Origin of the sequence: Pseudobutyrivibrio sp. OR37 (assembly GCF_900113655.1) — a bacterium.
Taxonomy (GTDB): Bacteria; Bacillota; Clostridia; order Lachnospirales; family Lachnospiraceae; genus Pseudobutyrivibrio.
Map to the genome: position 1 here is coordinate 1 of NZ_FOQF01000035.1, position 22,500 is coordinate 22,500.

Sequence of the window (22,500 nt, forward strand, 5' to 3'; positions counted from 1 at the left end):
TTTACGGGTTCTGCCCGTTGATGCATAGAAATGATTTCTGAAAGAAATCGGGATAATTTCATCAAGATTGATATAGGTTTCTAATAGAGCCAGAAACGCAGGCTTGTCATTTTCAAGTTTATCTTGGCAGTCTGAATAAATATCAGCCAAAGAAAGCTGTTTATATGGTATCATATATATCAGAATAACTCCTTTCTTGGTTAGTACAGTGGTTTCTCGTCAATTCTATTGTACCATATCAGTGGGGAGTTATTCTTTTTTAGTTAACAAAAAATGCCGCATTTACGCGGCTTGTGGCGTTTTGCAAACGCCTAATAAAGATTATACTATGGGGGGATATTATGAACGAAAAGGTCATTAAGCTGAAAGCTGCCATGGAGCAGCGCATTGTGGGAAAAGGCGATGTAATTGACAAGCTGATTACGGCTCTTTTGGCAGAGGGGCATGTGCTTTTAGAGGATGTGCCAGGTGTGGGCAAAACCACTCTTGCCAAGACACTGGCAGATTCCCTGTCACTATCCTTTGCCAGAATACAATGTACGCCAGATACCACACCATCTGATATAACAGGCCTATCAATATATAATGCCAGCACCGGCAACTTTCAGACGGTTCCTGGCCCAGTGGTAAACAATATAGTTCTGGTGGACGAATTAAACAGAACATCTCCAAAAACTCAGTCCGCTCTTTTAGAGGTAATGGAAGAGCAGGCTGTGACTATCGACGGCAAGCAAATCCTTGTGCCTAAGCCTTTTATGGTTATCGGCACTCAAAATCCTGCAGAAATGGCAGGCACTTATCCAATTCCAGAATCACAACTTGATAGATTTATGATGAAAATATCCGTGGGCTATCCTACCACATCAGCTTCGGAGGATATGGCAAAACGCTTTATTGAAGGAAATCTCCATGAGAAGACTGTAGCGGTGCTTAGTGGAGAGGATATTATGGCTATGCGCTCTCAGGTGAAAAAGGTGACCATCCACGAGAAGCTGACGTCTTATGCGGTGCAGTTGGTGGAGGCCACAAGAATCTACCCCGAGATAAAATGCGGCGCATCCTCCAGAGCGTTGCTGGCTTTGCTTCGCTGCGCTCAGGCACTGGCATTTTTGGAGGACAGGGATTACTGCGTGCCAGAGGATATTGCAAAGGCAGGGGAGCTTACACTGTCTCACAGAATCATCCTTAGCACAGAAGCAAAGATGAACCATATTTCCGGAGAAGCCCTGATGGAGCGAATCTTAGGACAGGTTAAAGTCTCATGATAGTTGAATTCAGGAAAAACAGGATAGTCATATATGCGCTGGCTTTGGTAGGCAGTGTGGTTTTTGTAAGCTTTTACGGGGGACCGCTGCCTTATGTGCTGCTGTACGCAAGTGTGCTGTTGCTGCCACTGTCTATCGCATATACGATAATTAATTACGTTAATCTTAAGGTGTATCAGGAAATCGATTCTGTAAAGGTGGTGAGGAACGAGCTTCATTCCTATAGGGCAACCATCGAAAATGCTGGAATCCTTCCTGTGTACAAGCTGGGAATATATCTATATGAAGATAGATGCACTTTGGCAAATCTTTCCAGCAATCAGCTGTACAGCCTTAATTCAAAGGAAAAGCTAGAGCTAAAGTCGGAAGTAACCTGTAAATATGCAGGTGCCTATTTTGTGGGAATAGAAAAAATATCATTGGTGGATCCTTTCGGAATTTATCAGGTCACACTTGATGTGCCATATCACTTTAGGGCTGTGGTGAGCCCACAGATAACGGATGTGGCAAGCCATGCTATAGAGATTGAAAATATCTTTAATAATAGAGGACTTAGGAGCGATACGCTTGTCCAGGAAATCCCTGGCAGCGATATCAGGCCATACGCAGTGGGGGATAGCCTTCATTCTATCAATTGGAAGGTGTCCGCCAAGGTGGGGGATATTATGGTAAGGCTGCCTGACAATATGGAGCGCCAAACCGTCACCATGCTTCTGTTGGCTGATGAAAAGGAAGAGGACAAATACACTTTGACAGCCCTGAAGCGTAGGGATTTTTTCTTAGAATTTATAGTGTCGGCTGCCTGGTATTTTGCAAGCCAGGAGATGCCGGTAAAATTCATCTACCCAGCAGGAAAGGTTTCACAGTTTCGGGTGGATTCCAAAAAGAGCTTTTTAGAATTTTATAGCATTGTTGCAGATGGCATTTTTTACAATTCGCCTAGTGTTTATCAGGATTTGAAGAATGCTTTGAATAATCAGGGGAAGGGTGTCTATGGGGAAGATACTTGGATTGTTGTTAAAGAAAATCCAAAAGAGAATGAAGAATTCTGTAGGATATGTTAGTGAGCTGAGGGCTGCTATATTTGTGTTTATTCTTGCAGCTATGGGGGTGGAGCTTTATCAGCTTTTTGATTTTGGCCCAGTTTCTATAGAAAGAAACAGCTTTATAATCTGTACCACTTTATTCTATCTTTTGTTTTGTGGCATAGGATTTATAATCAATCTTTTTGAAGATGGCAAAATGGTGGTAGTGCTTTCAGTGATTGTGGCTCTGCCACTTGGAGTGCTGCTTTTAAAAAATCAGCATATAGTGGTGCTGTGGGCTTTAATAGTTGCCACGGCTATGAGGCTTTTGTTTGGGCTGGTGGGATGGAGCCAGCAGCTTATCAAATACGGCATATTTTTGCTTGCAGGTGCAGCAGTATTTTTATGGTATTTTTATGATTCCTTTGGAAACGTAAATGCGATAAATCGCCTGCTGTTTGCAGCTATCATTGCTATATCTTTATCATCAATTCAGCAAATTCTGGTGGAGAAAAACAAAGGAGCTTTTCCCTTCCACTTCTTTCTATTGTTATGCCTGATCACTTTTGTAATCCCTGTAAAGCCAGAGCCATTTGATTGGAGCAGGATGGAATCCTTGGCGGGAAAAATCGCAGTTGCCTCGGATAATGCCGCCTATTATTTTTCAGGCTTGTACGATGGCGGAAGCTACAGTACAGGCTACAGCAGCCTTGCGGTTTCAGGTGGCAGAGTGAAAAAATCCAGCAAAAAACAGCTAAAGCTCACCACGCCACAGGTGCCATATCACATCTACACAGATGTAGCCACTGGCAAGCAGATGAAGGGGCGAAAGGTGATTTATCTGCAGGGACAGCAGGGGGTGGATAACAGACAGCTGATAGGTTTTTTGCAGTTTCTTTATAATCATCAGGTGAATAGAAGCGAGGCTAGTGTTTTCTCACAGATATCAAAGCTTTCTATTGAGTATATTTATCTAACCACAAGTGATGAGATAGTTCCGTGGGGCGTGATAGCCATGGACGCTGCAGAGGGAGAGCTTCACAAGAAAGGCTATAAGGAGGACACTCTTTATTTAGATATAGATTACGGCAGCCCTGAATTTGTAAACCTGTGTCGTCAGGAAAATGTGGATAATACACCTCTTTCTTACGAGGAAATGTGTAAATATGCCAACCAAACCTACAGGCTGGATTTATCGGAAATAATTCATAAGCAGGAATATGAAGAGCTGCTGGCAGATTACGATTTGTCGGAATATAAAGAGCTTCCACAGGAGGATAATAAGCTACATGCTCTTGCAACGGAAATAACAAAATCCGCAAATACGGATTACGATAAGTGCAAGCTCATTGAAGCCTATCTAAGGCAATACCCATACACAACAGATGCCGAGGGTGGCTATAACGATGACTCTACTCTTGCTACGGTAGATGGCATGGCAGATATCGCGGGCAGATTTTTGTTTGATACCAGGGAAGGCTACTGCGTGCATTATACAGCATCCATGGTGATGCTTTTAAGGGAGGCAGGCATCCCCGCAAGAGCCATGTCTGGCTTCAGATACGTGTATCCATTTGAAGCCGAAAAGGAATATGTGGTGCAGGCAAACTGCGCCCATCTGTGGCCCGAGGCATATATTGAAGGGGTAGGCTGGCTGCCTTTTGAACCTACCAGAGCCTACTACAACAGTGAAGAGCTCACCTGGCATCGTGGTGAGGGGGTAACATCAGCAGATAATGCTGCGTTAAATGAAGCCTTTGCCCAGACAGTTCCTGCCATCCCATCAGGTGGTGATACTGCTAAAGAGCACGTGGATAAACGCTTCGTAATTACGATAGTGGCAGTAATAGTTTTATCCATCGTGGTGCTGATAGCACTGGCAATAGCCATCACTATTTTGGTGAGATATCTGAAATACAAGCACGCTTCCATCGAAGAGCGATTGATAATAGATGTGGAAAACATAAAGCAGCAGTTGGTTAAAAACACTGATGCCACACTGGAGGACAGAGGCTTGCTATCGGACTATCTGCAGCTGGCCGCCGAGGGCATTCGCCCGCAGGTGCAGCATAGCTTTGATTTGTACTATCAGGTTTTATACGGAGGCAAGGTGGGCACCATCACCCCCGAGGATAGCGCAAGCATTCATGAACTTGCAGAAATTATTCATACTGGCAATTCATAGGGGAAAATATGTTATACTGTAGTCTATGAAAAAGGCAAAGAATATAAATACAAAAAATTGGTTAATCGGAATGATGGCGGCTTTATTGGCGCTTCTCGTAGCACAGGCCGCTGTTATTTGCGTGGTAGACCCATATTTCCATTATCATAAGCCTCTGAAGGGGCTATATTATACGCTAGATAACGAGCGAAGCCAGAACGATGGCATCATTCGTCACTTTGATTACGATGCCATGATTATCGGCACATCAATGGCGGAAAATTTCAAAACCAGCGAACTGGACGAGCTTTTTGGCGTGAATTCTATCAAGGTCCCATTTGCAGGTGGCACCTACAAGGAGCAAAACGACAATATCGCAAAGGCGATAAAGTACAATCCTGATTTGAAGCTAGTGGTGCGCCCGCTGGACTATGCATATCTTATGGATGATAAGGATAGAATCCGCAACGATTTGGGCTCTTACCCAGATTATCTTTACGACAATAATCCATTTAATGATGTGAAATACTTCTTCAATAAGGATATTCTTTTCAGCATCTGCCTGCCAATGCTAAAGGATGCCAAAGCAGGTCAGCCAGCCGGCATCACATCCTTTGATGATTACGCCAACTGGATGGATGAGCCTGATACTAAATTTGGCGCAGATATAGTGCTAGGCGACAGGACAGAATACAAGGAGCCAGAGGTAGTTCAACCATACGTGGATGAAGTGCAGCAGATGGTAAAGGCCAACATCACCCAAAACGTAGTGGCTCTTGCAAAGGCAAATCCCGACGTGGAATTTTACTATTACCTCACTCCATATTCCGTGGCATGGTGGGGCTCCCAGAAGGAATTGGGAAATTTAGACCGCTTCATATCTGCCGAAGAATATGCCATCAGCCTGATGTTAGAGTGCGACAATATCCATCTATATTCCTTCAACACCGAATTCGACCTAACCTGCGACCTGGATAACTACAGCGACGAATGCCATCACGGCGATTGGGTTAATAGTCAAATCCTCGCATGGCTCTACGCAGGCACCGACGAGCTGACTGTGGATAATTATGAGGAGTATATCAAGGTTGAAAGGGAGTTCTATAACAATTACGACTACGAAACACTAATAGGAGTCCGTCACAATGATAGAGATTAAAAATATACATAAATCTTATGGCAAGCAGCAGGTCCTTAGAGGTGTAGATTTTGTGGTGGAGCCCGGCCAAATAGTAGGAATACTAGGGGCAAACGGCAGCGGCAAAAGCACCTTGCTCACCATACTTGCTGGTCTTCAAAAATGTGACGCCGGCTTTTTCAATATAGACGGCAAGGACATGCTTAAAAACACAAAGCTTAAGAATCAGCTGGTGGCCTATGTGCCACAGGAAATGCCCTTGATTACAGAGCTGACTGCTTGGGATAATCTTAGGATGTGGTACAGCTCTGACAGATTGAAAAAGGAGCTAAGCTCTGGCGTGCTGAAGCTACTGGGGGTGGATCAGTTCATCAAAACTCCTGTACACCAGATGTCTGGCGGCATGAAAAAACGCCTGTGCCTGGGCTGCGCCATGAACACCAATCCAAAGCTGATGCTTTTAGACGAGCCAACAGCCAGCCTGGATTTGGAGTGTAAGGAAAAGATATACGATTATTTCGAGAGGTATAAAGACCAAGGCGGTTCAATGATTATAGCCACCCATGAGGTGCAGGAGATAGAGCTGTGCGATAAGTGCTATATCATCAAGGACGGGGTACTTGTAGACTATAAATACGACGGGGATATTCCACATTTGATTGGAAGATTGTAATGTTATGATAGGGTTCAAAGAATATTTGCTAATTCAATATAAGAGGATTTTTAAATTGCTGCCAGGCATCATTTTGATGATTGCCCTGGTGGCTATTTTGCTATCTGCGGCATTCTATTCGGTGGTCAATAGCGAGGCATATCAGTCGGAGCAGATGCGCTATAAGCTGGGGATTGTAGGCAACACCGAAAACGAGCTGTTAGACCTGGGTGTGCACATGCTAGAGACAGAAGATGATATGCAGTATGTGTTGGATTTGGTTCAGTTTGATGATGAGGACGAGGCGCGGGCTGCCCTTCGCAATGCAGACATATCAGCCTATATCGTAATTACGGATGAATTTGTTGATGCGATAGATGACATGACAAATGATACCAAGCTAAAATACTATGCCACATCAGGGCAAAAGGGCATATCTAATGTGATGATGGATGAGATAGCGCTGGTTGCGGCAAACATCATGGTTCCTTCGGAAAAGGGAATCTGCACACTTAGGAAAATCATGGAAGAGGAAGGCTATGAACAGTCCGAGGTCTACATGGCGGCATACGAAATCTTCATGGCTTATGTAGACACTATGATGCTTCGCGGGGAAATCTCCAATGTTACGGAGCTGGGCATATCAGATGGACTGACTACTTTAGAGTATTATTTTATAAGCATGTTTTTATTTTTTGCATTGCTTCTTACAATGTGCGCAGTGTCATTCTTCACTGGGAAGAACAATGGCCAGTACAAATTTTTGGCGGCCAAGGGAATCAGCCCAGTGCAGCAGGTGCTGGGGGAATTCATTCCACTTTTGACAGTGAATGCAATTAGCATCGGGGTGGTGCTGTCATTTGCTATTGCAGCAGGACATTTCGCCAATATCCACTTAGATATATCAGCCAGAATGGTTACAGGCATCATGCTCGCCACCATTATGTTTTCGGCCATGGGCTATTTTCTATACGAAACACTGGTAGGCGTTATCAACAAAGTGCTGGTGACATTTCTTTTGTATCTGGCAGGCGCCTATGCGTCCGGCTATTTCTATCCTAAGAGCATATTGCCAAAGCTTTTGCAACGGGCAGGAGAGCTTATCCCAACAGGCGCCGCATTTTCATACGTAGGAGGTGTGGTGGCAGGCAGGGATTTTGGCTGGCCCGCTGTTGGTATGGCGGTTTATACCGTTGCGTTCATAGCAATCTCGGTATTTATCAGAAAAAGGCGTATATCATGGTAGTATAGCTTCTTGTGGGCATTTTCCCTTAAGTAACCCATAAGAAGTAATGAATTCACGGGGCTTACTGTTAAGTTTATTCTGGCTTTTTCCATTTCCACTTAAAAAATGGAAAAGGGGTTAAGTGTGAGAAAGAAAAAAATTTTTTCACTTAACTATACATAAATATTTTTAGGTAAAGTTAAGTTTATTAGAGAATTCCAATTTCACACTTAAAAACCTGTTAAGTGAGAAATAGATTTTAATTATCCACACTTAACTATTCCCAAATTAGACTATAAAAAGCACTAAAAAGTTAAGTGAAAAATTTTTTCTGCTGAGAAAACTTAACAGGGTTTTGCAATTTTAAGTGAAAAAATAAAAATCTCATTTTCACTTAACTTTGATGAGATTTTTTGTTAAGTGAAAAATCAAATTTCCTTCTGGTCACTTAAGTAGCCAGATATTGCATTAAAATGATGCTATTAGGAGAAGAAAAAAATGATTCTTACAAGATATTTGCTGCTTTTAAAGCGACTGTTTAAAAAGAAAAGCTATATAGTGATGCTGGCCATAGTGCCACTGATGGTACTGGCACTTAAAGGGGTGAGCCACGGTGATGCTGGGCTTATGACAATAGGTGTTTATATTCCAGGGGATGATTACGCCAGCAGCGCCCTAAAGGAAAGCATAGAAACTACACCAGGCAGTTTTAGATATATATTTTATGATGACAGTGAAAAGCTGATAGCTGATGTAAAATCACAGCAGCTTTCCGAAGGGTGGATATGCCCTGATAATTTGGATGAATCCGTGGAAAACATAGTAGCTTCAGGACAAACAGATGAAAAAATAGAAATCATAATAAGAGAGCAGGGGTTATCCCATTTGTTAGGCAGGGAGGTACTTAACAGCAGAGTGTATGAAAGTCTGGCAAGGCAGATGGCATCCATCTACATCTCAGGCAAGCTGTACAAAGGTGACCCAACTGAAGAACAGCGGGAAAAAATCCTAGATACCTTCGATAGCTATGAAATAAACGGCAATCTTTTTGAACTAGGCTATCTGGATGATTACCAAAACAAAAACAACGATGATACAAACTATATAATGATGCCCCTAAGAGGCATACTAGCCCTGTGGTTGCTAACCCTATCCATCGCGGCATCCATGTACTACATTGAGGATGACAAAAATGGGCTATTCATCTGGTGGAAAGCACCCATTTCAGTGGCGCGAGACTTTTTTTACTATGGAGTGATAATGCTCATCCCTACAATCATGGTTCTGGTGGGGCTAAAAATGGGCGGCGTTAACACATCCCTATCCAGGGAAATCCTGACAATCATTATTTATGATTTCACCCTGATTTGCCTTGCAAGCATACTTCGCGAAATCGTCGGCTCTATAAAGGGACTGGGCATAATAACACCAATACTAATCATGGCCACAGCCCTGCTTTCGCCAGTTTTTATAGATATAAAGGCCGGCAGGACATTCCAAAAGATATGCCCTACATTTCACTATTTATACAGCATCCACGATGACTATTATTTGAAAACTCTGATGCTGTTTGGCATAGCCCTGCTAATAATATGGAATATAATTCACAAGATTAGAAAATGAGGCGACTCTTTATTTACCCTCTGTACTCCCTCGGGGTTTTGCTGTACTTCTTCTTGAACTGCCTGTTGAAATGAGACAGATTTTCAAAACCTACCTGCTGAGAGATATTAAGTACAGAATCCTCGGTAGATAGTAGCAGGCGCGCAGCCATGGAAAGCCTGTAGTCGTTTAGATAGGTGATAAAGCTGACGCCAAAGGCTTCCTTGAAAAATCGCATAAAATGAGATTCGGAAAATCCGGCAAGCTTTGCCATTTCCTCAACGGTGGTAGGCTCACCATAGTGTAGCTCCACGTGCTTGATGACTGGCTTTAGCTTGTCTATTTTTTTCTTGGTAGATGTGTCAATCTGCTGCTCGTAAATGGTAACCAGATTGAAAAGCAGTAGATACATGTTGCCCTTGATAGCCAGCCCCCAAGCGCCCTCGCGGTGACTGGAAATATTGTCATTGCTGTCCAGATATCTTTTGATACTTTCGTAGCCAGTTACTCCAGGCCTAAATATAACAGGAATCTCCACTGCACTTTCAAAAAATGGCAATAGAAAACTATCATAAAAATCATCCAGAGTAGAAGAAAACATCTTTGAGTCAAAAATGATATTCTCGTACTCCATAGACTCATTCTCAAACTGATAAATCCCATGTACTGTACTAGGTAAAATAAACGCAATATCCCCAGCACTCACCTGATGCTCCTTGCCATCAATTACAATGATTCCCGCACCCTTTTTTATATAAATAAATTCCGCATCCTCATGCCAATGCAAAGGCACACTGTCAAAATCCAGTGGGATAGTACAAGGATAGGTGTTGTATGGAATGTTGTAGTCAAAGTGGCTTTTATTCTCATGTATTGCCTGGTATTCGTTAATATTAATCATGGGGTGTCTCCTTCTAAGATGATAGTATAGTATCACTTTTTAGTCGTATAAGGCAAGTAAAATGTCCGTCATGAGCATTATAATGCAATTAAAGTTGATTGATACATACCCGCAAAAAGGCTTCCCCCTGGGGGGAAGCTGTCAGCGCAGCTGACTGATGAGGGGCAAATTTAAGGAGGATAACATGACAGCAAACGAATACATCAAGGTGCGCTTCGGCCGCCACATGGATCAGTGCACAAACGAGGAAATCTACATTGGTCTTCTAGAGTACGTAAAGGATCAGGCAAAGAACAAGGAAATCGCCGGCGGCAAAAAGAAGCTCTACTACATCAGTGCAGAGTTCCTTATTGGAAAGCTTCTTTCAAATAACCTTATTAACCTGGGACTTTATGACGAGGTAAAGTCAGAGCTTGAAGCTTGCGGAAAGTCACTTGCAGAGATTGAGGAAATCGAGGTTGAGCCTTCACTTGGTAACGGTGGTTTAGGACGTCTTGCAGCATGCTTCCTCGACTCAATTGCAACACTTGGTCTTAACGGTGATGGCGTAGGTCTTGCATATCACATGGGTCTTTTCAAGCAGGTGTTCAAGGATAATCTTCAGACAGAAGAGCCAAACCCATGGATGAACGACCATAGCTGGATGACAAAGACAGAGCGCACATACCACGTTGATTTCGGTGGCTTTAATGTAACCAGCCGCATGTACGATATCGATGTAACAGGCTATGATTCAGTTACTACAAAGCTTCATCTTTTCGATGTTGATACAGTAGATGAGAGCATCATCACAGAGGGAATCAACTTTGATAAGAGTGAATTTAAAAAGAATCTTACACTTTTCCTTTATCCAGATGATTCAGATGATAACGGAAGATTGCTTAGAGTATATCAGCAGTACTTCATGGTAAGTAACGCTGCACAGCTTATTTTGGACGAGGCAGTTGAAAAGGGTTCAAACCTTCACGACCTTGCAGATTATGCTGTAATCCAGATTAACGACACACACCCATCTATGGTAATCCCTGAGCTTATCAGATTGCTTCAGATTAGAGGACTTACAATGGACGAGGCTATCGACGTAGTATCAAAGTGCTGCGCATACACAAACCATACAATCCTTGCAGAGGCTCTTGAGAAGTGGCCAATCCACTTTATGATGAAGGCTGTTCCACAGCTTATGCCTATCATCCGCGAGCTTCATAACAGAATTCATATCAAGTACAACAACCCAGAAGTAGATATCATCAAGGATGGTCTTGTACACATGGCACACATGGATATCCACTACGGTATCTCTATAAACGGTGTTGCTGCACTTCATACAGAGATTCTTAAGGACACAGAGCTTAACGCATTCTACAAGCTCTACCCAGAGAAGTTCAACAACAAGACAAACGGTATCACATTCCGTAGATGGTTACTTTACTCTAACCCTGAGCTTTCAAAGCTTATCGAAGAGTTAATCGGACCAGGCTTCAAGAAGGATGCTACAGAGCTTAAGAAGCTTGAGCAGTACATGAACGATGATGCTGTTGTTCAGAGATTCTTAGACGTTAAGAGCTCAAGAAAGACAGTTCTCAAGAACTACATTGCAAAGACACAGGGAATCAACATCGACGACAACAGTGTTTACGATATTCAGATTAAGAGATTACACGAGTACAAGCGTCAGCAGATGAACGCCCTCTACGTAATCAACAAGTACTTCGAGATTAAGGAAGGCAAGAAGCCAGCACGTCCAATTACAGTTATCTTTGGTGCAAAGGCAGCTCCTGCTTACGTAATCGCAAAGGATATTATTCACCTTATCCTCTGCCTGTCAGAGATTATCGACAATGATCCAGAGGTAAGCCCATATCTCAAGGTGGTTATGGTAGAAAACTACAACGTAACACTTGCAGAAAAGCTTATCCCAGCATGCGATATCCACGAGCAGATTTCACTTGCATCTAAGGAAGCATCTGGTACTTCAAACATGAAGTTCATGCTTAACGGTGCTGTTGCCATCGGTACAATGGATGGTGCTAATGTGGAGATGCACGAATTCGTAGGTGACGACAACATCTTCATCTTTGGTGAGGATTCAGATACAGTTATCAAGCGCTACGCTGATGCTAGCTATTGCTCACGCGACTACTACGAGAAGGATGCAAACCTCAAGAAGTGCGTAGATTTCATCGTATCAGACGAACTGATGGAAGTGGGCAAGAAGGAGAACCTTGAGAGACTCTACAACGAGCTTCTTAACAAGGACTGGTTCATGACCTTCCCAGATTTCAAGGATTACTGCGAAACAAAGGAAAAGGCTTACAAGGCTTACGAAAACCGCACCGAGTGGGGCCGCAAGATGATCAAAAACATCGCAAACGCAGGCTTCTTCTCAAGCGACAGAACCATCGCCCAGTACAACGAGGACATCTGGCACCTATAAAATAAACAATACCCCCCGGCAGGACCACCTCGGTCCTGCCTTTTTTTAGGCTTCCCGTTCTAGGCTTCCCCCACCCGGGGGGGAAGCTGTCAGCTCCGCTGACTGATGAGGGGGGAACCCCCGCCCTAAAAAACCTACCTACTTTCCCAAAAGTCAACGATTATTCTGTTACATCTCTGTGAAAATTCTGTGAATTTTATCCATATTATGTATTCTTTGTGAAATAGTCAGAAAACGGATTGAAAAAAAAAAAAAAGCAGAATATAATGCGAATTACACGGGGGAAGCGCACAATTTCTGTGCCCTTCCATACATTATACTTTAAGGAGGTATGATATATGCATATTAAGAGATTACTAAGTGGTTCTCTTGCGGCATTAATGGTTGCGTCGTCATTCAACGTGCCAGTAGTTAATGCTGCCGCAATTGATGAACCAACAGAAGTAGTCGAAGAAACGGCGGATGACAATTCTGGCGCAGGCGACGATGGCGCTGGAAAGCAAGAAGAAGCTGGAACGACTACGTTCACTTTTGATGATGATCTTAATGGCGACGAGGGTGAAACTGACATAGTGCCAGAAGAAACGACACCCGACGAGGGCCAAGAAGGTGATGAAGATTCTGTAAATCTTGATAACCTTTTAAGAGCTAATTTGTTAGGAAACTCAGTACCTACTATGTTGGGGGCAACATCTATTTCAGGTGCTACAGTTACTTTAAGTGCTAATTCAGCAGCTTATACTGGTAGTGATGTTAAACCGACTGTAACTAAAGTTGAAGTGGGTGAAACACCAGATGTAGTCCCTGGTAGCAAATACGATGTTGAATACTGGACTACAGATTCTACACCTGTAAAAATTGATGAAATAAAAGATGTAGGTACTTATACAGTAAAGGTTAAAGCAGCAGAAGGGCAAACTGACTTTGAAGGTGAAGCTACTGCGTCATTTGAAGTAACAGGATTTGCTGTTACATTTGCAGCAGGAAATGGTGGAACCGGCTCAATATCTCCAGTTGCTAACGCTGGTAAATATATATTACCTGATTCAACAGGGCTTACCCCTAATGCAGGTTTCACCTTTGCAGGTTGGTCAGTTGAAATTGGTGAAAGTACACCAGTTACTAAAGCCGTTGGAGAAGAAATCCATGTTACTGCGGCCACAACGGTTACAGCTCTATGGACTGACAATAGAACAGATGTCGCTACAATGACATTTGTATTTTCTAAGCCAGGTTCAACTGAGCGTATTAAAGATGCTTCAGTTGTATATGGAACCACAGATTTGCAAATAGCTAAAGCGCAACTTGCTGATGGCACTGTTGTAGAAAATCCTAATAGTTTATTTGACATAAAGTATAAGGCTAGTGGTTCTTCTGATGCTCCAGTTGCGTTAACTGATGAAACTAGCCCATTTGCATCTGCTAATGCTGGAAATTACACAATTGTTATTACACCTAAGAGCACTGCTACAGCATATAAGGCAGACAGCAAAAAAGAAATAGCATTTAAGATTACACCTAAAGAGATAACAGCAGCTGAAGTAGTTTTAAAGACTGAAGCTAGTGATTTGTTAGGTGCTAACTATGGTTATGATTCAACTAAGAAGGCATATACACTGAAATACAATCCTAATGACCCTAATGATGATAACATAGATGAAAGAGGTACAGTGGCATATGCTGTTGAACCACTTAAAAATGTAGGTTCTCTAGCAGAGGCTAATTATACCGTAGCATACAAAAACAACGATAAAGTTGGTACAGCTACAGTCACAATCACCCTTAAGGATACTACAACAGCTAAGAATTATGCATTTGCAAATGGTTCTAAGACTATTGAAAAAACATTTGAGATTATAGATGCTGATGAGACATTTGCTGATGTTGACATTACTAAGGCTAAAGTATCTAATAAAACTCAGACAGATGGTTCTATCAAATATAAAGATTCTGCTACAAATAAGGTTACTACAAAGGTAGTACCTAAGATGGACCCTTCTAAGACAACAATTGGAAATACTGTAGATCTTACAGAGTCAAACGTTGGCACAGCCACAATTGATGGTCTGTTTGATGCTAATGGTAAGAAGTTACAGAAGTTAAATACAAGTACAAATAAACTTGTTGATTTAGCTGCTAGTGATTATGTTGTATCAGCAGTAGCGAACGGTAGTGAAGGTATCGTTACAGTTACCTTTAAATCAACAGAACCTGAGAATACAAAATATCTCTACGAAGGCTCTTACGATTTCAAGTATACATTCGTAGCAGATTGCACAGAGCACAGCTGGCACAAGGTAATTACAAAGGTTCCTGGCATTGACGGAACAACAGCGGGTGCATATGAGTATCGTTGTGACAAGTGTAAGAAGGTTGCAAGTACTAACGATAGAATTAAAGTTGATGGAAAATATGTTACAGTCCCAGCATCATGTACTATCCCTGCACTTACACTTGAAACTTTGAAAGTTACTAATCGTGCAGAAGGTGATGCGGCAGTTGATGTAAAGACTGTTTCACCAACTATTACCTTCAAGGGAAGCGATATCGTTGCAGTTACAGATTCTAGCACAGAAACAGATAATGCATGTGTTACATATGTAGATGGCTCAAATACTGTATATGTATATAAGAACAAAGTAATTGTAAAGAAAACATCAGATTCAACTGTTGTTTCAACTACAGAATACAAAGATGATATTTTCACATTCAAGTATGAAAATAACAAGGCTGTAGCTCAAACAGCTAAGGTAACTCTTACATTTACAGGTGTTCTTGAAGACTTTAAGGGCGCTACAGTAACAAAAGCGTTTGAGATTACAAAGGCTACAGAAAATCTTCAGGCTCCTATAGCAACTGTTGATAAGCTTGCAGAGAGTAGTAGTTACCATTATGGAACAAAAGTAACACTTGCATCACCAACAAAGAATGCAAAGATTTACTATTCAGTCTCAAGGGGCGCAACAGCAGCAAAGACAATTGCTGTTACAGGTACTCCAGCTACAGACCTTATAACTCTTGAAAATGCTATAGACGATAAGGACCTTGTAGAGTATACAGGACCTATAGAGCTAGTTGATACTATGACAACAGATATCGCAAATAGCATTACATTATTTGTAGTAGCTACTGACGGAAAATCTGTAGTAAAAGCAGCGACTAGTGTTGTTTATGCATACGAAGTAGCAGCAGATTCAGATGGAAAGTATACATTCACTATGATTCCAGCAGCTACTGACTACCAGGGAGATGTAGAGAATGATGATCTTCCAGCAGGCAAGACAGCTAAGGATGTTCCAGAAGGATTCTGGATTTCTGAATTAACAAAGGCTCAGTTCAATAGTGCTACATATGACGGTAAAGCACATGTATTTGACGATGGATTAACAACTTCAACTTATACTGATGACATTCGTGTATTCTACGGTAACAAGCTACTTACATTAGATAAGGACTTCACACTTAAGTACACAAATAATGTAAACGCTTGGGTAGCTGGTAATGCAGCTTCTAAGCAGCCTACAGTAACTGTTACTGGTAAGGGTGAGTATACTGGCGCATATACCTATAAGTTTGAAATTGCTCCATTAGCAATTGCGGATGCAACAAATGCACCAATTACTGGTCTTTATGTTGATCCAAGTACAACAGTAACAATTCCTGAAACAAATGCCATTCAGAAGCCTAGCTTCAAGCTATATACATGGTTAACAGCAGCTGCAAATGCTAAAACTTATGTTACACTTGTAGCAAACAAAGACTATACAGTAGACTACTCTAACATGGGCAAGGAGCCTGGCGCATATCCTGTTACTATCAATGGTATGGGCAATTATACAGGTTCTATTGCAGCAACAGTTAACGTAGTAGACGCAGGTATTGCTCTTTCAAAGGCAACAGTATCATTTGATACAAAGAACGTTGTATTTGATGGAACAAATCAGGATGTAAACGTAGTACCAACAGTTAAGATTGGTGACAAGATTCTCGAAAGAGGAACTGATTATGATGTAGTATTTGTTCATACACTTAATCCATATTCATCATTAGGTGCTACATCACGTACTGCATATTATAGTGATAAAGAGAATCATGTATACCAGGCAGGTAAGTACACTGTAACAATCGTTCCAGGTACAAATGGTAAGTATGCTGGTTCAATTACCAAGACACTTTCAATCACAAATAAGGGTGATGTTGCTATTACAAAGGCAACAATTGAAGGCATCGCAAATAATGAGAAGTTTGACTATAGAAAGAATCCATTAACCGATTCTAACATTAAGCTTTCATACAATGGCAAGACTCTTACAGAAGGTGTAGATTATCTCCTTGGAATTAATGATCCAAAGACAGGCATTGGCAACGGCAAGCTTGTTATCTACGGTATTGGTAAGTTCTCAGGAAATAAGCAGTTTACATACAATGTTCTTACAGCTGGCAAGCTTACAAAGAACGATGTAGAGATTACAGATGTAACATATGATGGTACAGCACAGGCTCCAGATATTAAAGTTAAGTTCTCTGGTGATGCTGATGTTGAACCACAGCAATTAATTAAATATGATCCTATAGCAGCTCCAAATGGCGCTTATGAAGTTAAGTACGTTACAAAAGATCTTGTAAACGCAGGAACAAAGACTATTAAGATTACAGGTAAGAATGGTTACACAGGTTCGTTCAACGTAACATACAAGGTAAATCCATTCGACTTTGATGCAGATCAAGCTAAGTATGATGCTAAGCACGATCGTACTGAGAATAATAATGTAATTCAGTTTGAGTATTTACCAGATGCACGTACATCTGGCACAGCAGAGCCAATTGCAACGGTTCCATTTACTGGTAAGGGCGTAGCCCCAGTTATTAGCTTTAGAAATACAGACCTTAACTGGCCAGAAGGAATGACATACTCTACATGGGTATCACAGAACTTCAGCTTCAAGTATTCTTCAAATGCAAACAAGGTTGGCGCAACAGTTACAGTTACAGCTACACCAAAGAAGAATATCAAGGGTTCTGCAGTAACAATGCAGTATGAAGTTGAAAAGGCTTCATTGAAAGCAGCAACAATTACAATTAAGGATAAGGCCGCAGATAAGACATGGGCTAATCCTGCACCAGTAGTTAAGTGGGGTACAAAGACACTTACAAACAAGAAGGACTATACTGTTAAGTACATGTATCTTAACGCTACAACAGTAACTAATAAGAAGGCAAAGGTTAACCGTGCAGCATACGCTGAGGTAGTAGCAGGTGATGTTATCCCTGCAAACACAGTTATCCTTGCTAGATTCGAAGGTACTGGAAACTACACAGATTCACAGGATGTACAGTTTAGATATCTTGCAAAGAATTACGATATTTCTAAGGCAACAGTAAAGGTTTATGGCTCATACTTCTATGATTCAAAGACCGGTGAGCTACCTAAGCTTGATGTTAATGATATTACAGTAATTATTGATGGTATCGTAGTAGATCCTAAGAATTACTCAATCGTTGATTATGCTTATCCAAAGAACATCATAGGTACAGCTAAGGCTACATTAAGAGGTAACGAAGCTTATAACTATGGTGGAGAAAAGGTTGTTTCATTCAAGATTGAGAAGCCACAGGCTAAGTATATGCTTCAGTTTATGGCAGACTCAAAGGCATTTGATGGATCAACACTTACAATCACAGGCCAGACAGCAAGAATGACAAATGCTAAGAGCAATACATTCACATTACCAAATAGCGGCTTCACAGCTAAGAAGGTAACAAGACAGGCTGATGGCAAGAAAGTATCTGAGAAATATGTATTACGTGGATGGCGTGCTGAGGATGGTACACTCCATGGCGTAGGCGAATTATATACAGTTAAGGATGACACAGGTCGTGTTGAAACACTTACAGCTGTATTTGAAAAGCCACGTACAGGTACATACACAGTTAAGTTCTCTAAGGGAACAGACGCTAAGATTACAGGTGATCTTCCAAAGGATATTACAGCAAACTATGGCAAGGTATATCAGTTACCAAATGCTCCTAAGCTAAAGAAGGTTGGCTATAAGTTCATTGGTTGGAAGAACACAGGTGACAATATAACATATAAGGCAGGTACAAAGATTTATAACCTTCCAGATGTAACAGGAAAGTCACTTACATATGAAGCACAGTTTGTAGCTACACCTTACAAGGTAACATTCAATATGCAGGGTGGTGTTGCTGTAAAGGCAATTGCATATGAAAATGATGCAGCAGGTTATGCAAGTGCAGTAGCACAAATTAATGCAGTTGGTGCAGCAGCAATCAGAGATGGCTACACATTCAATGGTTGGAAAGAGTCACCAAAGGGTGCTGTATTAAAGGAAATCAAGATTACAGAAGGTAAGAACTTTACACTTTATGCGGATTGGAAACCAAATAAGTTTAAGGTTACATATTATGCAAACGGTGTATCTGCAACAGTTCCTACAGATTCTACAGAATATAGCGTAGGAGAGAAGGTTACACTTAAGGCAATGACTGCAACTGATGCAACATTCCTTGGTTGGGCTAAGAATCAGTACGCAGCAAAGCCTGATTATAAGGGTGGCCAGGTAGTATCTAACTTTACACCATCAGGCAATACTATCGATTTGTATGCTATTTGGGCAACAGAAGCATATACAATCACTTATGATATGAATGGTGGTACATATAAGGGTACTGCACAGCTTCCATCTACATTCACAGCAACAAACAAGCCAGCTCTTGCAGCAGCAGGAAGCACAGACTTTGTACGTGCAGGAATGAAGTTTGATGGTTGGGCAGAAGGCACTTCATCAAAGATTGGTAGCAAGGTAACTACACTTGAAAACAGAGACTACAAGTTGGTTGCAACATGGGTTGCTGATACAACAACTCATAAGATTTCATTTGTAACTAATGGTTCTACATCAATGACAGACCAGACTAATATTACAAATGGTTCAACAGTAAGTATTAAGCCATTGAATAGAACTGAAGTAACAAAAGAAAACTATGTATTCTCAGGTTGGGATACAAATTCTGCAGCAACAACAGTTGTATATGGTGATGGAGCTAACATTACAGTAAGTGGTTCTGATATTACACTTTATGGTGTATGGTCTACAGAATCATATCCAATCACATATAACCTTGCAGGAGGTAAGTTTACTTCAGCACCTACTAAGCAGAATACATTTACTGTAGCTAATTTGACAGTAGGCTTACCAAATGTAGAACCTGTAAAGAATGGTTATACATTCGCAGGTTACAAGTTTAAGGATGACGTTGCAGCAACATCAGTTGGTGCAGCAACAGTAACATTTGATAAGGCTGAGGCTAAGATACTTACAGCTCAGTGGACAGGACAGACTAGAACAATCAATTATGCTTGGGCTGGTGGAACTGTTAAGGAAGGAAAGACTCCAAAGACAAGTGATACATATACAGTTGGAGCAGATAATAATCCTACAGCACTTCCAAATGGTACAGATTATGAAAAGGCTGGTTACACATTTGCAGGCTGGACATTAGGTGGCGAGGATGTAACATTTGCTGGATTAAAGCTTAATGATACAGATACACCTGCTACACTTAATTTAGTTGCTAAGTGGAATCCTGTAACATACACAGTATCTTACAAGAACACAAATGGCGCTAAGTTTAAGAAGAATGCAGATGGTAAAGAGTTTGTAGCTCCTACATCATACAAGCAGACAGATGGCACAGATGGCACAGTTGCAATTAATGATTTAGAGGATACAGCTACACAGACATTTGCAGGTTGGACAGTTAAGGTTGGTTCAGCAGAACCAACTGTAGCAAAGAAGGGTGTTTCTCTTACAGCAACAATCGCTGGTAATGTAGAATTAACAGCAACATGGACAAATAAAGCAAAGACTACTGTTAAGTTTGATGCAAATGAAGGCACAGGCTCAATGGCTGACCAGGTTGTTTATGCAGGTGATCAGAATGTAACATTGAAGCCAGTAGCATTCACAAGAACAGGTTACTCATTCGATGGTTGGGCAACAACTAAGACTGGATCTGTGGAATATGATGATGAAGATGCATTAACACCAGCAAGTAGTGATTCAACAATTACACTGTATGCTAAGTGGACACCATGGACTAGACAGGTTACACTTAAGTCTACAGTAGGCTCAGTAAGTAGCATTTCACCTATCTCATACACTGATGCTGAAAGTGCTAGAATTCGTACAATACCAGAGCCAACTGGTGCAGCAGCAGTTTATACATTTAAGGGATGGGCACTTAAGTCAAACGGTGGTGTAACTTATGCTCCTACACAGGCAGTAGATCTTACTCCTCAGTATGCTAACCAGAAGACTATATTATACGCAGTTTGGGAAGAGGCAAAGCATGCGACAGTAGTAGTTGATCTTGATGGTGGAACAGCTGGTTCTACTGCTGTTCTAGATAAGAGTGGTGCTGTTTATGTAACAGATCTTACAGATAATAAACTTGAGGTAACTGTTTCATCTGCAGAAACAGCTAAGCCAACAAAAGCTGGATATACATTCTCAAAATGGGAAGTTTCTGGCGCAACATTAGCAGAAGGCAAATTTGCAGTTACAGCAGCTAATGTAACAAACGGTGCAACTATCACAGTAAAGGCTAAGTATACAGTTAATACTTACAACATTACATATGATGATGGTATAGCTGGAACAACTGAAGCAGCTGATAATTGGAAGGGTACTTCATTTGAAACATCAAATCCTAACCCAACTAATTGGAAGGTAACAGATGGTGTAAGAACTCTTACAAATCCAACTAGAACAGGTTACTCATTTAAGGGTTGGAGAGTTAGTGGTGCAGAGGATGAGACAGCAACTAAGTACTTTAAGTTAGATACTGCTACAGTTAGAGGTAATTTAACATTAGTGGCTGTATGGACACCTATTAGTTACAAAATTACTTATAATTTGAATGAAGGAACAAATGATAGTGGTAATCCAGCAAATTATACCATTGAGTCATCAGCTATTATATTAAAGAATCCTACAAAGGCTAATAATGATTTTGGTGGTTGGTACACAAATGCGGAGTTCACTGGCAATCCAGTAACATCAATTCCAGCAGGTTCTACTGGAAATGTGACACTTTATGCTAAGTGGACACCTACTACTTAATCGAGTAACCCAGTTACTCACACAACATTGCAACAATCAGGGCGGTTCGCCCCGCCTTGATTGGGGCTTCGGCCCATCATAAAAGGATGGTTCGCCCCATCCGATATATGCATCTTAATGTGCATAAGTCTACAGGAGAGCTCGGCTTCGGCCGGGCTCTTCGTACTTTAACAGCATAGTGACAAGAGGTGGTAATGCCAAGAACTCTTGTCCCTCTGGCATTGATGCAGCTGGTTATATCAGCCGTGAAGAACTATACTGCGAGTATGATGGGCACACATACAAGCCAGACCCTAAAGAGGATTTAATTTACAGCTTTGCAGGACATTTAAAGCATCACTTTCTAACGCATGGACTTATGAAGTTGCCGAGGATGTAGTGAGAAAATATGTGATAGAGAACTTTGTTTCCAAGGGTATGTGTGCAGATTGGGCAATCCATGATTCAGTTAATGAAAAAGGACAACGCAATCCGCATTAAGAAAGGCTATAAATCCAAGACTGAAAAGACCACTGAAGAATCTAAGTTCCTGCACTGACATGTTATGCTTTTCAAGCTTAAGCTCAGTGAGCTTCATTGTGCAAATAAAATCAGCAACTTGGAATAGTCTGTAGTCTGATGGAATAACTTTCTTAGTTTCAACTGATGGGAGTAGTACGCTCTTTCCTGTCATAGCCCTAACACAGTCAAACCCTTTCAAGTTATTGTTGTGATAGACAATCAGAATAGGCATAGATACCGCTGTGGAGCTCTTCTGTTATCATGCTCCTACGTCCAAATAGCTTAATATCAATGACTGAGACGTAGCCCACATACCCAGTGTGTATTATCTCGGTAACATATATGCATTAGTGTCTTGTATCTGCAGGAAAAAGAATTAATTATATTCTATTTCCAAAATCAACAAGTCAGAAAGAGCAGGTCAAACCAAAGAATCGTTGGTATTTA

The 22,500-nt window shown here is 41.3% G+C and carries 11 protein-coding genes and 2 pseudogenes; 10 read left to right on the forward strand and 3 right to left on the reverse strand.

Annotated elements, in window-relative coordinates; all coding sequences use genetic code 11:
• Positions 1–174: pseudogene (locus BM097_RS16115) on the reverse strand (ISNCY family transposase); the annotation flags it as partial.
• Between the two features lie 119 nt (positions 175–293).
• Between BM097_RS16115 and BM097_RS13760 the strand changes: the two are divergent.
• From BM097_RS13760 to BM097_RS13790, 7 genes are all read left to right on the forward strand, one after another.
• Entirely contained in the window at positions 294–1,265 is a 972-nt protein-coding gene (locus BM097_RS13760; protein ID WP_255406678.1) for an AAA family ATPase, read from the forward strand.
• Positions 1,266–1,360: 95 nt separating this feature from the next.
• Entirely contained in the window at positions 1,361–2,329 is a 969-nt protein-coding gene (locus BM097_RS13765) for a DUF58 domain-containing protein (RefSeq protein ID WP_242944721.1), read from the forward strand.
• Positions 2,259–4,475 carry a transglutaminase-like domain-containing protein gene (locus BM097_RS13770; protein WP_090551383.1) on the forward strand — a complete coding sequence of 739 codons (2,217 nt, stop codon included), beginning with the start codon at positions 2,259–2,261 and terminating at the stop codon, positions 4,473–4,475. The genes BM097_RS13765 and BM097_RS13770 overlap by 71 nt, the downstream gene beginning before the upstream one ends.
• Positions 4,476–4,500: 25 nt before the next feature.
• Positions 4,501–5,613: a hypothetical protein gene (locus BM097_RS13775; RefSeq protein WP_090551387.1), complete on the forward strand. Its 1,113-nt coding sequence runs from the start codon at positions 4,501–4,503 to the stop codon at positions 5,611–5,613.
• The gene (ccmA, locus tag BM097_RS13780; RefSeq protein WP_090551391.1) at positions 5,600–6,265 is read left to right on the forward strand and encodes a heme ABC exporter ATP-binding protein CcmA; all 666 of its coding nucleotides are present in this window, start codon (positions 5,600–5,602) and stop codon (positions 6,263–6,265) included. The genes BM097_RS13775 and ccmA overlap by 14 nt, the downstream gene beginning before the upstream one ends.
• 4 nt (positions 6,266–6,269) lie before the next feature.
• On the forward strand, positions 6,270–7,490 hold the full coding sequence (locus BM097_RS13785) for an ABC transporter permease (protein ID WP_090551394.1): 1,221 nt from the start codon (positions 6,270–6,272) through the stop codon (positions 7,488–7,490).
• Positions 7,491–7,967: 477 nt separating this feature from the next.
• The gene (locus tag BM097_RS13790) at positions 7,968–9,092 is read left to right on the forward strand and encodes an ABC transporter permease (protein WP_090551397.1); all 1,125 of its coding nucleotides are present in this window, start codon (positions 7,968–7,970) and stop codon (positions 9,090–9,092) included.
• A 13-nt stretch (positions 9,093–9,105) separates the two neighbouring features.
• Here BM097_RS13790 and BM097_RS13795 read toward each other — a convergent pair whose 3' ends face one another.
• The gene (locus tag BM097_RS13795; RefSeq protein ID WP_090551400.1) at positions 9,106–9,972 is read right to left on the reverse strand and encodes an AraC family transcriptional regulator; all 867 of its coding nucleotides are present in this window, start codon (positions 9,970–9,972) and stop codon (positions 9,106–9,108) included.
• A 184-nt stretch (positions 9,973–10,156) separates the two neighbouring features.
• On the opposite strand from BM097_RS13795, the gene BM097_RS13800 reads away from it, so the two are divergent.
• The 3 genes and pseudogenes from BM097_RS13800 to BM097_RS16950 all read left to right on the forward strand — a co-directional run.
• The gene (locus BM097_RS13800) at positions 10,157–12,406 is read left to right on the forward strand and encodes a glycogen/starch/alpha-glucan phosphorylase (RefSeq protein ID WP_090551404.1); all 2,250 of its coding nucleotides are present in this window, start codon (positions 10,157–10,159) and stop codon (positions 12,404–12,406) included.
• 338 nt (positions 12,407–12,744) lie between these two features.
• Positions 12,745–21,552 carry an InlB B-repeat-containing protein gene (locus BM097_RS13805; RefSeq protein ID WP_090551408.1) on the forward strand — a complete coding sequence of 2,936 codons (8,808 nt, stop codon included), beginning with the start codon at positions 12,745–12,747 and terminating at the stop codon, positions 21,550–21,552.
• A 366-nt stretch (positions 21,553–21,918) separates the two neighbouring features.
• Positions 21,919–22,032: pseudogene (locus tag BM097_RS16950) on the forward strand (MobA/MobL family protein); the annotation flags it as partial.
• Here the strand turns inward: BM097_RS16950 and BM097_RS13815 are convergent.
• Positions 22,001–22,225, reverse strand: coding sequence for a hypothetical protein (locus BM097_RS13815; protein WP_143084998.1), 225 nt, complete (start codon positions 22,223–22,225; stop codon positions 22,001–22,003). The pseudogene BM097_RS16950 and the gene BM097_RS13815 sit on opposite strands and share 32 nt — an antisense overlap.
• Between the last annotated feature and the right edge of the window lie 275 nt (positions 22,226–22,500).